Annotated in this window: 12 protein-coding genes; 6 read left to right on the top strand and 6 right to left on the bottom strand. The window is 69.1% G+C overall.

What is annotated here, in order from left to right; genetic code table 11:
• Positions 1 to 2: 2 nt before the first annotated feature.
• The 6 genes from ACPTTC_RS10305 to ACPTTC_RS10280 all read right to left on the bottom strand — a co-directional run bounded on the left by ACPTTC_RS10305 (position 3) and on the right by ACPTTC_RS10280 (position 5395).
• Positions 3 to 578: a polysaccharide deacetylase family protein gene (locus tag ACPTTC_RS10305; protein ID WP_423392412.1), complete on the bottom strand. Its 576-nt coding sequence runs from the start codon at positions 576 to 578 to the stop codon at positions 3 to 5.
• An 85-nt stretch (positions 579 to 663) separates the two neighbouring features.
• A complete protein-coding gene (locus ACPTTC_RS10300; RefSeq protein WP_423392411.1) occupies positions 664 to 1173 on the bottom strand; it encodes a hypothetical protein in 510 nt (169 codons plus the stop codon).
• A 291-nt stretch (positions 1174 to 1464) separates the two neighbouring features.
• Positions 1465 to 2274, bottom strand: a complete 810-nt coding sequence (locus ACPTTC_RS10295; RefSeq protein ID WP_423392410.1) for an ABC transporter ATP-binding protein — start codon at positions 2272 to 2274, stop codon at positions 1465 to 1467.
• Entirely contained in the window at positions 2267 to 3340 is a 1074-nt protein-coding gene (locus tag ACPTTC_RS10290; RefSeq protein WP_175956216.1) for a FecCD family ABC transporter permease, read from the bottom strand. Before ACPTTC_RS10290 ends, ACPTTC_RS10295 begins: the two co-directional genes overlap by 8 nt.
• The gene (locus ACPTTC_RS10285; protein WP_423392409.1) at positions 3337 to 4278 is read right to left on the bottom strand and encodes an alpha/beta hydrolase; all 942 of its coding nucleotides are present in this window, start codon (positions 4276 to 4278) and stop codon (positions 3337 to 3339) included. Before ACPTTC_RS10285 ends, ACPTTC_RS10290 begins: the two co-directional genes overlap by 4 nt.
• Before the next feature lies 1 nt (position 4279).
• Positions 4280 to 5395 carry an ABC transporter substrate-binding protein gene (locus ACPTTC_RS10280; protein ID WP_423392408.1) on the bottom strand — a complete coding sequence of 372 codons (1116 nt, stop codon included), beginning with the start codon at positions 5393 to 5395 and terminating at the stop codon, positions 4280 to 4282.
• A gap of 160 nt (positions 5396 to 5555) precedes the next feature.
• On the opposite strand from ACPTTC_RS10280, the gene ACPTTC_RS10275 reads away from it, so the two are divergent.
• The 6 genes from ACPTTC_RS10275 (at position 5556) to ACPTTC_RS10250 (ending at position 12884) form a co-directional block, all read left to right on the top strand.
• A complete protein-coding gene (locus tag ACPTTC_RS10275) occupies positions 5556 to 6527 on the top strand; it encodes a helix-turn-helix domain-containing protein (protein WP_423392407.1) in 972 nt (323 codons plus the stop codon).
• 117 nt (positions 6528 to 6644) lie between these two features.
• Entirely contained in the window at positions 6645 to 8789 is a 2145-nt protein-coding gene (locus tag ACPTTC_RS10270; protein WP_423392406.1) for a TonB-dependent receptor domain-containing protein, read from the top strand.
• A 49-nt stretch (positions 8790 to 8838) separates the two neighbouring features.
• Positions 8839 to 10023: an isochorismate synthase gene (locus tag ACPTTC_RS10265; RefSeq protein ID WP_423392405.1), complete on the top strand. Its 1185-nt coding sequence runs from the start codon at positions 8839 to 8841 to the stop codon at positions 10021 to 10023.
• Positions 10020 to 11633, top strand: a complete 1614-nt coding sequence (locus ACPTTC_RS10260; protein WP_423392404.1) for a (2,3-dihydroxybenzoyl)adenylate synthase — start codon at positions 10020 to 10022, stop codon at positions 11631 to 11633. Before ACPTTC_RS10265 ends, ACPTTC_RS10260 begins: the two co-directional genes overlap by 4 nt.
• 52 nt (positions 11634 to 11685) lie before the next feature.
• A complete protein-coding gene (locus ACPTTC_RS10255; protein ID WP_423392403.1) occupies positions 11686 to 12564 on the top strand; it encodes an isochorismatase family protein in 879 nt (292 codons plus the stop codon).
• On the top strand, positions 12561 to 12884 hold the full coding sequence (locus ACPTTC_RS10250; RefSeq protein WP_423392402.1) for a DUF2218 domain-containing protein: 324 nt from the start codon (positions 12561 to 12563) through the stop codon (positions 12882 to 12884). The genes ACPTTC_RS10255 and ACPTTC_RS10250 overlap by 4 nt, the downstream gene beginning before the upstream one ends.
• The last annotated feature ends 32 nt before the right edge of the window (positions 12885 to 12916 follow it).

Genomic DNA, 12916 nt, shown 5'->3' with positions numbered 1-12916 from the left:
CGTCAACGCGACCGATTCAGGAACAGGCGCACCGCTTCGACCGTGTTGGGCCGCGCCTCGCCGTGCCGCGATCCGTCGTGCAGGCAGAACAGCACGTCGCGCTGCCGTGCCGCGCTGGCGTCGACATGCGCGCACATCGCGTCGAATAGCGCCTGCGGCGATGGCGCGGGTCGCTGCCAGTCGTCCAGTATCGCGGTCCAGCCCGTGTGTTCGCGCTGCAGCCGCGTCAGCACGCCGGCGCGGTTGTCCTGCGGCATCAGTCCATAAGGCAGGCGCAACGGGATCGTGTCTGGAGCCGGAACACCGGCGCGGCGATAGGCTTCGCGGATCAGCGCGTCGGTCGTCTCGATCTCGTCGATCAGCGCGTTGTCCGCCAGCACGCCGGGCTTCGCGTGCGAATGGGTGTGATTGCCGAGTGCATGGCCGTGACTCGCCATTCTCGCGGCGACGTCGGGCGCGCCTGCGAGATTCTGGCCGAGGAGGAAGAAGGTCGCCTGGCAGGATGCGGCGCGCAGGACGTCGAGCAAGGGGAGCGTCGAAGGGCCGGGGCCGTCGTCGAAACTGAGGCGAATGGACATCGCGGGTGGGTGCGCTTTTCAAGGTGTACCGGAGGAACGATAGCGCAAGTCGTAGCGAGCGGCGGCGTGCGCATCCCTTGGTCTGCTAATGGAGCGGCTCGATCGCCAGCGGACAGGTGCCGACCTGGCGCAATCGCGTGCCGGTCCACTCATAGAAGAACCGGGCGGCCTTTGCGTTGCTGTCGTCGCAATCGTCGTTGAAGCAGCCCGCGACGATCAGCAGCCTGCTGCCGGGCCGGAAATCGACGCGCTCCTCGTCGTTGCCCATCACGCCCGCGATGGCCTGCACGCCGGGCATCGTGTAGGTCGCGCCCGTGTACTTGTCGACGATCGCGAAATTCCGGCAATCCGTTCCGCAACCCCAGATCGCGACCCGGTAGTGGCCGGCAAAATTGGCCGGTTGCGTGAATTCGTCGCGAATGACGGTGCGGTAGAGGCGGGCTTCCTTGCTGGTCAGGCGTGGCGCCGTGACCGGCTTGCGCGGCGCGCTTGCCGCCGGTGCCGGATAGCGGTCGAATGAAGGCGACGGGCAAGGCCGGGCAGTTGTCACCGCAGCGGGGGCCGGCAAGGCAGCCGCTGCCCAGGCGGCAAGCATGGCCGAGGCGCCGGCCGTCAGCAGAAGTCGGTATGCGCGTATCACGCTGTCGTCCTTGCAGGTTCGAGGAACGGGCCGCCGTACGCACGGCGGTCGCGCGTTCGTTTGCCGATGTCGCGGCGGGCAGTGCCCGTCGGCCTGCAGCGCGATTCTATGCCGCTTTGCGCGCGCCGATGGTGCGTTTCGATTGCGTTTACGCCGCGGCTGCGGCGTTGCCGGGAGGGCGGCGAACGGGCACCGGAAGGATGCCTGCAAGCCGGAACGGCCGTCGGCGCGACGACCGGTACCCGTTCAGGTGTCGCACGCGTCCCGCGCCTCGTCCGTAATCGCCCGTTCCGCGAGCGCGATGTAATCGCCTGCCGCCGTCCGTTCGACTCGCGCATCGACGCGATACGCGCGCCGCAAGTGCGGCGGCGTCAGGACGCCGGCGGGCGTACCGTCGGCGACGAGGCCGTCGGTGCCGAGCAGTACGAGCCGGTCGCAGAATCGCGACGCGAGATTCAGGTCGTGCAGCGCGACCAGCACGACCGCGCCGCGCCGGCGCGCCGCATCGCCCACCGCCTCCAGTGCGAGCAGCTGCCAGCGCAGGTCGAGTGCGCTCGTCGGTTCGTCGAGCAGCAGCAGCGGCGTTTCGCGCACGAGTACCTGCGCAAGCCCGACCATCTGCCGTTGCCCGCCCGACAACCGGTCGAGCGGCGACATCGCGAGCGCCTGCAGCCGCAGCCGCTCGAACACCTGCTGGAGGCGCAGGTCGCGCGCGGCGTCGGACAGGCCGGCACAGGTCGCCCGCAATGCACTGCGTACGGCTTCGTAGACGAGCAGCGACGACGGCTGAGGCAGCGTCTGCGGCAGATAGCCGACCTGCTGCGTGTGTTCCCGGCGCGAACCGCGCAGCAGATCGAAGCCGTCGAACGCCGCGTGGCCGTGCGCGGCCGCAAGCCGGGCGAGCGCACGCAGCAGGGTCGACTTGCCGACGCCGTTCGGCCCGAGCAGGCCGACCATCGTACCGGGCGCGACGGGCGCGAGCGACAACCCGTCGAGCACGACCCGTGCGCCATAACGCGCGACCAGGCCGTCGATGCACAGCGCGCGTTTATCCATCGAGCCTCCGGCGACGGCTGACGAGGATCATGAAGAGCGGCACGCCGACCAGCGCGGTGATGATCCCGATCGGCAGCGTCACGCCCGGGATCAGCGTCTTGCTGAGCACGGACGCGCCGGCCAGCATGATCGCGCCGGCGAGGGCGGCGCCGGGCAGGTAATAGCGATGCTCGTCGCCGACGAGCAGCCGCGCGACGTGCGGCCCGACGAGGCCCACGAAGCCGATCGTGCCGACGAACGACAGCGCGGTCGCCGACAGCAGGCTGATGCGCGCCAGCGCGACGAGCCGCAGCCGCTCGACCGCGATGCCCATGCTGCGCGCCTGCTCGTCGCCGGCGCGCAGCGCCGTCATCGACGCGACGTCGAAGCTTGCCCACAGCGTGCAGGCGGCGAGCACGCACGACAGCAGCGCGATCTTGCCCCACGTCGCGCGCGCGAGGCTGCCCATGCTCCAGAACACGATCTGCTGGAGCGCATTCGCGTCTGCGAGAAACTGCAGCAGCCACAGCAGCGCCTCGAAGCTGAACATCAGGCCGATGCCGAACAGCACGACGGTTTCCGTCGTCGCGCCGTGTCGCCACGCAAGCCAGACGATCAGCAGCGTCGCGAGGCTCGCGCAGCAGAACGCGCCGAGCGACAGCGCAATGTTCTCGTTCCACAGCACGACGTGCCAGCCCGAGATCACGACAAGCGATGCGCCGACGCTCGCGGCGGCCGACATGCCCAGCGTAAACGGGCTCGCGAGCGGGTTGTTCAGCACGGTCTGCATTTCCGCGCCGGCGAGGCCGAGCGATGCGCCGACCAGAACGGCCATCAGCGCGTACGGGAGGCGTACGTCCCAGAGGATCACGCGCTGCTCGAGCGGCAGCGCGTCCGGCCGGAACAGGCCGGCGACCAGATCCGCGACCGGGAACGGCGACGGGCCGGTGCCGATGTCGACGACGAGCAGGGTGCCGAGCACGCCTGCCAGCAGCAGCAGCGCGCCGACACGGCGTGCGGCCACCGCGCGGTAACGCAGCTTCAGCGATGCGGCGGGCGTGGCGGAAGCGGGCGAGGTGGCGCTCATGCGGCGGCTCCCGCGGCGGGTTCGCCGGCGATGCGCGCGGCGAGCATCGCGCTGGGCACCGCGACGCCGCCGTGATCCTCGCCGTCGATCAGGCGGAACGCGGCGTCGAGACCCGGTCGCGTGCCCACGCGCCGGACGAAATCGCGGGCGGAAGTGACTTGCTTGCGCGCCTGCTGCCGGCGCATGCGTTCGGCGTCGGGATTGGGCGCGCCTTCCTCGAGGCTGCCCGCGGTGACGAGCAGCCGCAGCGCGGGCGCAAGCGGCGCCGGTAGCGCGGCGAAGCGGTCCGCATAGGGCAGCAGCGCACGATCGCCCCACCAGATCGACGGGCTCGCCGCGACATAGCGCCCGAACAGGTGCGGGCGCGTCAGCATCGCGTACAGCGTCAGCAACCCGCCGTACGAATGGCCGAAAAGCGTTTGGCGCGCCGGGTCGACGGCAACCTGCCGCGCGAGCCAGGGCTGTACGTCGTGCTCGATGAAATCGAGAAAGCGGTCCGCGGCGAGGCCCTGGCCGTCGGGCAGCGGCGCGAGCGTGTAGTCGTCCGCGCGGGCGGCCATGTCGTATGGCGCATCGGTCGGGTAGCCGATGCCGATCACGACCGGCTCGGCGTCGGGTGTGCCGTCAGGCCGCGCGCGGCGGTTACGGACGAGTTGCGCGGCAAGCGGAAAGAGCGCGTTGCCGTCGAGCACGGTCAGCACCGGATGGCGCGCGGTGCCGGAAGCCCGGGCGGGCAGCGCGACGAACAGCCGGCGGGTCCTGCCGGCGATCGTCACGTCGAACTGCCGGCTGTTCGGCACCTGAACGGCGGGAGCCGCGTCGAGCGCAGGCCAGCCCGACGCATTGGCGGCGAAGGCGGGGCCGACCCGGCTGCCGAACGGGCCCGCGAGGCCGGCGACGAGCAGCGAGCGGCGCAGCGTGGAAGAAGGCGGCAGCATGTCAGGATCCTTCCTGCACCCAGTATTCGCCATCCAGCGGAACGGGCTGGAAGCGCCGCACCATCGTGTCGAACGTGCTGCGCGGATCGAGGTCGGCGAACAGCGCGGGATGCAGCCACTTGGCCATGGCCTGTACCGCGACGACGTTGAACGGCGAGTTGTAGAAGTGATGCCAGATCGCATAGGCCCGGCGCTCGCGGACCGCGCGCAGCGGCGCGATCTGCGGTCGCTGCAGTGACCGGTCCAGCGAGCGGGCGGCGGTGTCCCGCGACACGCCGGCGCCGAGCGCGATGCGCAGTGGCGCGCTTTGCAGCGTCCGGGTCGAGCCGATACCGGTACCGATGTAGAAATCGGGCTGGCGGCTGAGCAGGTATTCCGGGTTCAGCGTTCCGTGCTCGCCGGGCACGCGGCCCTTCGCGATGTTGTTGCCGCCGGCGGCGTCGAGCAGGCGGCCCATCATGCCCGTCATCGTGTCGCAGCAGTCGCTCGACAGGCCGACGCGGCTTTCGAGGAACACGCTCGGCGCGGCCGGTCTGGCGTTCGCGAGCCGCGTACGGACGAGATCGAACTGCGCTTGCCAGTACGTATTGAAATCCGCTGCGCGCTGGGGCGCGCCGAGGACCTGGCCGAGCAGCGCGATGCTGCGCGTGGTGTTGACGAGCGGGTCGTGCCGGAAATCGACGAAGACAATCGCGACGCCGGCGGCTTCGAGCCGCGCGAGCGTCTCGCGGTCGCGCTCACCGGGGCCGTGACCGCCGCCGAGGCCGAAGATCGCGACCTGCGGACGCAGCGCGAGCGCACGTTCGTCGCTGAAGCTGCCGGATTGCGAGCGGCCGATGCGCGGCACGTCCTTCAGGCGCGGAAAGCGCGCGAGCCATTGCGCGTAGCTGGCCGGGTCGAGCTGTTCGAAATCACCCATCATGCCGACGAGGCGGCGGGCGGGATCGGCGTCGACGACCGCCAGTGCGGGCAGCAGGCGCCCTTCGCCGAGCAGCACGCGCTCGACGTGGGCGGGAATTCGAACCTGCCGACCGGCGAGGTCGGTCACGGTCGTGTCCGCATGCGCCGCATGCATCACGAGCCAGCTACACAGCCATGCGCCGAACATGGCCCACATTCCACTTGTCTTTCTCACGCGACTCCCGATACGATATAAATGAGAATTATTCGCATTTGATTGTAACCGAGCAGCGAGGCATCAAGGCATGCAGGCTGTTTGATCCAACGACGAATTAGTTTGTGCGGGCGCATCGCGCACGCGACGGGGGTATCACGACATGACAGCGCAAACGTCAGCTGTTTTCCATTCCGGCGGCACTCGCCACGACGCGCACGTCGCGAGGATTCGCGAGGTGCGCCCGGGCTTGCGCATCCATGCGGACGATGCGACCGACGAATTCGATGCGGTGATGTCCGGGCAGTGCGCGCCGGGCCTGCACCTCGTCCTGCTGCTCGAAGGCGCGCTCGACGTGTCGTACGGCGACCGGCGCGTGGTGCTGGCGACCGACGCGCGCCAGGCGATCCGCGCGGCGCAGCCGCGGTCCTCGGTGCGGATGCAGTCGTTCCTGCTCAACGCGGTGCAGCCGGACACGTTCCGAAGGCGGCTCAGCAAGGGCGGCTATGCGCGGCGGCTGAGTCTCGCGATGTCGGGCGAGTGGCTGGGCCATCTGCAGGTCGCGAGCCACGGTGCGCTGCCGGCGCGGCTGGATGCGATGCTGTCCGCGCACCTGGCGATCCGTTTCTGGCACCCGACACCGCGCGCGACCGCGCTGGCCGAGCAGATCGTGCGGCCGCCCGCGTATCAGCCGATGCTGCAGGCGATCTATCTCGAAAGCCGCGTGCTCGAATTGCTTGCCGAGGCGTTCGCGCCGCTCGAGACCGAGGTCGAGGCGGTGCAGGCGCCGGATGCGGCGCTGGGCTCGCGCGACTATCGCCGGATGGCGGAGCTGCGCGCGTTTCTGGCGAGCGACGCGGTGCAGGAATTGTCGCTCGAAGACATCGCCCGCCACGCGGGAATGAGCGCCAACGCGATGCAGCGCCAGTTCCGCGCCGCCTATGGCACGACGGTGTTCGATTTCATCCGGGAGCACCATCTGCAGCGTGCGCGGCTGGCGCTCGAGCGCGACGCGGTAAGCGTCAAGCAGGCCGCGGCGCTTGCCGGCTATACGAGCGCGGCGAATTTCGCGACCGCCTACAAGCGCCGATTCGGCGTCACGCCGACGCTTGCGCGCCGCAGCGACCGGCGCTGACTGCGCGCCTGGCGCCGCTCAAACGAGTTCGAAGCTTACGCAAAGGTTTCGGCGTATTACATGTTCCATAATGCAAATGAGAATCAATAACATTAATGGAACATCGAAAGCGCCACCATGTCGAGTCAAGCCGCGTATGCATTGAAGCCGGTCGTCGTTGCCGGCCTGTATCTGATGGGGGTGTCGAGCGCGTGGGCGCAGACGCCCGACCAGTCCGCCGCGTCCGCCACCGTGCAGCCGACCGTTGCCGAGTCGCCGGATCGGGTCGTGCCGAAGGAAATCGTCGTGACGGCGAGCCGTCGCGAGCAGGCCATCCGCGAAGCGCCCGCGAGCATCTCCGTGATTGGCCGCGACGACATCGAGGCGAAGCCCTATACGTCGGTTGCCGAAATCGTCGGCAATGTCGAGGGCGTGAGTGTCGTTGGCGCCTCGCCGAACGACCAGGACATTTCGATTCGCGGGATGCCCGGCGAGTACACGCTGCTGCTCGTCGACGGCCGCCGGCAGAACACGCGTGAAACGATGAACCGCGGCAGCTCGGGCGTGCAGTCGAACCTGATGCCGCCGCTGTCCGCGATCGAGCGGATCGAGGTCGTGCGCGGGCCGATGTCGTCGCTGTACGGCGCCGACGCGATGGGCGGCGTGATCAACGTGATCACGCGCAAGGTGCCGAAGCGCTGGGGCGCCTCGATCACGGCCGGCAGCGTGTGGCAGCTCGAATCGGACCAGGGCGATACGCAGAGCGTCGACTTCTGGCTCGGCGGCCCGCTGAAATCCGACGTGCTGGGGCTGCAGGCGTCGGGCCGTCTCCTGCATCGCGGCGAGGACGACATCTATTATCCGAACAGCGGAACGGGCGGCGCGAACGGCCAGCGGATCGGCAGCTTCGACGTGAAGCTGGCGGCGAAGCCCGCGAGCAACCAGGATGTGAGCGTGAACGTCGGGCGCGAGCAGCTCACCTACCTGAGCACGCCGGGCAAGAGCGCGGCGCCGCTCACGCCGCGCACGGCCGCGACGGCGGTGACCGAAACCCGCCACGTGCGCGACTACTGGGGCATTACGCACGACGGCCGCTGGGGGTTCGGCAACACGACGCTGTCGCTCTACGGCGAGCGAGGCGTGCAGGACCAATGGACGCCGGCCGGCCGCGCGGCGATCCGGCCCGCGTTGACCGACACGATTCTCGAAGGCAAGGCCGAGGTGCCGTGGTGGGGCGAGCGCAACATCCTGACGGTCGGCGGCCAGCACATCTGGTCGACGCTGTCCGGCGTGGCCCGCCAGGACGCCGTGCCGCAGGGCCATGCGGCGAACTCCGATCGGATCCGGCGCAATGCGTGGGCGCTGTTCGGCGAAAACGACTACTTTTTCAACGACCGCTTCACGCTGACGACCGGCGTGCGGCTCGATCACGACGATCGCTACGGCAGTCACGTGAGCCCGCGCATCTACGGCGTCTACAAGCTCAGCCGGGCGTGGACGGTGCGCGGCGGCGTGTCGACGGGCTTCCGGCCGCCTTCGCTGCGCCAGAGCACCGGCGGCTACTGCATGACGTCGGGCGGCGCGGCCGGCGCGGTGCCCGGCACGCTATGCGGCAATCCGGACCTCAAGCCCGAGACCAGCCTGACCGAGGAACTCGGCGTGCGCTACGACCTGGGCGACACCTATGCCGGGCTGACGCTGTTCAACAACCTGTTCAAGAACAAGGTGTCGAGCTACGACACGGGCAAGCCGGATCCGCGCTCGCCGGGCCGCAACCTCTACGTGTACGACAACATCGACCGGGTCAAGCTGTACGGGCTCGAGCTCGGCGCGGGCACGCGCGTGCTGCGCACGCTGAAGGTGTCGGGCGCCTATACGCTGACCCAGTCGCGCCGCGAAGGCAGCGGCGAGAAGGCGTTCAATGGCAGCTCGCTCGACGGCTATCCGCTCGACAAGACGCCGAAGCACAAATTCAACGTGCAGGTCGACTGGACGCCGACGGCGAAGCTCGACCTGTATGCGACCGCGAACTACATCGGCAGCGAATACTGGGCGGCGTTCCGCAACGGCGCGCAGGGCGTGCGCGAACGGCCGTCGACGACGACCTTCGACCTCGGCGGCCGCTACCGGATCGACAAGCGCTTCTCCGTCAACTTCGCCGTGCTGAACCTGACCAACAAAATGGTGCCGATCGACGATCGCACGCGCACGACCGGCCTGAGCGGCAACTGGCTGGTCGACCAGGGGCGCCGCGTCGCGGTGAGCCTCACGGCTGAAATGTGAGGGCATGGCCGGCGCAGGGGCCGGCCCGTTCAATCTGGAGGTCAATACCATGAATGCAATATCCCGTCCTTCCGATCTATCAGTACCCCATAACATATGGGATCTGTATCGCGCCGATACGCCGCTGTTTCTCGCGACGCCGGCCCATACGCTGCTCGCGGCCGATGCGGCGGAAGCCATCCCGCACGCGGATGAGCCGCTGGCCGAACGCGTAACGACGGCGCTGCGTCGTGCGCAGGCGCAAGGGCATGCCGGTGCGGCCGTAGTCGGTGCCGTGCCGTTCGACGCCGATGCACCGGCTGCACTGCGGGTCGCGCGCACGATGCTGCGTGCGGCGCCGCTCGGCGCGCCGCACGCACCGGCGCCGTCCGCAATGCGTCATGCGACGCGCGAGGTGCCGCCGGCGAATGCCTATGCGGACGCCGTGGCACACGCGGTCGCGCGCATCCGGGCAGGCGAACTCGACAAGGTCGTGCTGGCCCGCACGCTCGAAGTCGTCGGCGAGCAGCCGGTCGAAATCGCGCCGCTGGTCGCGCGTCTCGCCGCTCGTAACCCGCACGGCTATACGTTCTCGATCGATCTCGGCGCGGGCCGCACGCTGTTGGGCGCAAGCCCGGAGCTGCTCGTGAACCGATTCGGCGGCGTCGTGCGCGCGAATCCGCTGGCAGGCTCCGCGCCGCGCAGCCGCGATCCCGTCGAGGATCGTCGCCGTGCGCAGGCGCTGCTGGATTCGGTCAAGGATCTCGACGAACACCGCGTCGTCGTGGAGGCGGTACGGGACAGTCTCGCACCATTCTGCAGACATCTCGACGTGCCGTCGCGGCCGTCGCTGATTCATACGGCAACGATGTGGCACCTGTCTACCGAGGTGCGCGGCGAAACCGAGGCGGATGCGCTGACGCTCGCGCTTGCGCTGCATCCGACGCCCGCGGTGTGCGGTGCGCCGCGGGCCGCGGCCCGTGCCTGCATTCGCGATGCCGAGCCGTTCGATCGCGGCTTCTATGCGGGGACGCTCGGCTGGGTCGATGTGCGCGGCGACGGCGAATGGGTCGTGACGATTCGCTGCGCGGAAGCTTTCGACCGCACGCTGCGGCTTTACGCGGGGGCGGGCGTCGTCGCCGGGTCGACACCCGATGGCGAGCGGGCGGAAACGGCCGCCAAGTTCGGGACGATGCTGGATGCATTGGGGATTCGACGCGATGCCGCATCGGGCGGCGAGCGGGAGGCGGCGTGACGGGCGCACACGGCACGCCGTGGCCGGCCGCGCTGGCCGACACGTACAGGAACAAGGGCTATTGGCAGGGTGAGTCGTTCGCGCAGTGGCTCGATGCGCGCGTCGAGCAATGCGCTGAACGGACGGCACTCGTGCAGGGCGACCTCCGGTGGTCGTACCGGACGCTCGCGCTCGAGGCGCAACGGATCGCCTGCGCACTGAGTGCGGCGGGTATAGCGCGAGGCGATCGGGTGGTGCTGCAACTGCCGAACTGCGTCGCGTTTTTCGCGACGACGTTCGCGTTGTTCAGCATCGGCGCGCTGCCGATATTCGCGTTGCCCGCGCATCGCCGCCGAGAGATCGGGTTCTTCTGTCGGCACGCGGGCGCGGTGGCGTATATCGCGGCGGAACGTCACGACGGTTTCGACTACCGGTCGCTTGCGCACGACGTGCGGGCCGACGCACCGACGCTGAAGCAGGTGCTGTTCACGACGCCGGGCAACGCAGGGCTCGATCTTCCCGATGCGCGGGACGCTGCCTTGCCGCCGGGGCCGGCCGCGCACGACGTGGCTTTCCTGCAGCTCTCGGGCGGCAGCACGGGCACGCCGAAACTGATCCCGCGCACGCACGACGATTACCTGTACAGCGTGCGTGAGAGCGCGCGCATCTGCGGGTTGAGCGATCGCAGCGTCTATCTTGCCGCGCTGCCGGCCGCGCACAACTACGCACTCAGTTCTCCCGGCTCGCTGGGCGTGTTCCATGCTGGCGGCACGGTCGTGCTATGCGACAGCGCCAGCCCGGACGTGGCGTTCGACCTGATCGAGCGTGAACGCGTGAACGTGGTCGCGCTGGTGCCGCCGCTCGTGAGCGTCTGGCTGAGCGCGGCCGCGCGGCGCGGGGGCGCGCCGGCGAGCCTCGAACTCGTGCAGGTGGGCGGCGCGCGATTCGATCCGGCGCTGGCGGCGCGCGCGGCGGACGGGTTCGGCGCGCAGCTCCAGCAGGTATTCGGGATGGCGGAAGGGCTCGTCAACTACACGCGGCCGGGCGATCCGCGCGACGTCGTGATAGCCACGCAGGGCCGGCCGATCTCGCCGGACGACGAAATTCTCGTGGTCGACGACGACGATCGTCCGGTGGCGCCGGGCGAGACCGGTCACCTGCTGACCCGCGGCCCGTACACGATCCGCGGCTACTACGACGCGCCGGCGCACAACGCGCGTGCGTTCACGGCGGACGGTTTCTACCGCACCGGCGATCGCGTGCGCGTGACCGAGGGCGGCTATCTCGTCGTCGAAGGCCGGGCGAAGGATCAGATCAATCGCGGCGGCGAGAAGATTTCCGCGGAAGAAATCGAACACCTGCTGCTTGCCCATCCGGGCATCGTCGACGCGGCGCTGGTGCCGATGCCGGACCCGTATCTCGGCGAGCGCAGCTGCGCCTACGTCATTCGCGGCGCCGCTTCGCCGAGTGCGGCCGATCTCGTGCGGTTCGTCCGCGAGCAGGGTGTCGCGACCTACAAGGTGCCGGACCGGATCGAGTTCGTCGATGCATTCCCGAAGACGCCGGTAGGCAAGATCGACAAGCGGGCGTTGCGGCAGCGCATCGCCGATTCCCTGGCCGCCTCCGCGTGATCCGCGCCGCGGCGGCATTTCCGAACTCCTGAGTTTTCCTACATATTCCATCATGGCCATTCCGAAAATCGCTTCCTATCCGATGCCGGCCGACATGCCGGCCAACCGCGTGACCTGGCGGTTCGAGCCGCATCGCGCGGCGCTGCTCGTGCACGACATGCAGGACTACTTCCTCGATTTCTACGATCGCGGTGCGGTGCCGGTGCCGACCTTGCTGGCTCGCGTACGGCGCCTGATCGATTTCGCGCACGCAGCGGGGATGCCGGTCTACTACACCGCGCAGCCCGCGGCCCAGGCGCCGGCGGATCGCGCGCTGCTGACCGACATGTGGGGCCCGGGCCTGACCGGGCAACCGGCGCACGCCGCGATCCACGAGGCCGTCGCGCCGGCGTCCGGCGACATCGTGCTCGACAAGTGGCGCTACAGCGCGTTCCGGCGCTCGGACCTCGAAGCCCGGCTGCGCGAGCAGGGGCGCGACCAGCTTGCGATCTGCGGGATCTATGCGCACATCGGCTGCCTGATGACCGCGTGCGACGCGTTCATGCGCGACATCAAGCCGTTCTTCGTCGGCGATGCGCTGGCGGATTTCTCCGAGCGCGAGCACCGGATGGCGCTCGACTACGTCGCGGGGCGTTGCGGCAGCGTCGTGTCGACCGACACGCTCGTCGCCGCCGCGCGCGGCGATGCCGCGACGCCGATGCTCGACGAGGTCGTGCGGCTGGTTGCCGAGAGCCTGCGCGTGCCGGCCGCGGAATTGCGCGTGGACGCCAACCTCGTCGATTGCGGCGTCGACTCGATCCGCATGATGACGTTCGTCGAGCGGTGGCGGGCCGATGGGCACGACGTGACGTTCGTGCAGCTTGCCGAGCAGCCGACACTCGAGGCGTGGGCACGCCTGCTGCAACAACGCACCGTGCTGGTGCCGGCATGACGACGCAGGCAGGGCTCGACACGCGTGCGGCGCCGTTCGTCAGCACCGCGGAAGTCACGCTTGCGCAGGCCGAACGTGTGCTGTTCAAACTGTGCAAGCACTACGCGATCAAGGTGCCCGTCGTGTTCGACGCGCACCGCGCGACCGTCGATTTTCCTTACGGAACCTGCCGGATGCAGCGTACCGACGATCTGGTGCGGATACGCTGCGAAGCCGATTCGGCCGACAAGCTCGCACAGATCCAGTACGTGATGGACGAGCATCTGGTGCTGATGTCGCGCAATCGCGAACTCGTGATTGCGTGGCAGCGCGCGGACTGACCGCGTGCGGTTCCGGTTCAACGTTTATTCGC

The organism is Burkholderia mycopellens, from assembly GCF_964265025.1.
Taxonomy (GTDB): Bacteria; Pseudomonadota; Gammaproteobacteria; order Burkholderiales; family Burkholderiaceae; genus Burkholderia.
The sequence above is the reverse complement of the archived record's forward strand: the minus strand, read 5'-3'. Positions and strand labels throughout refer to the sequence as shown.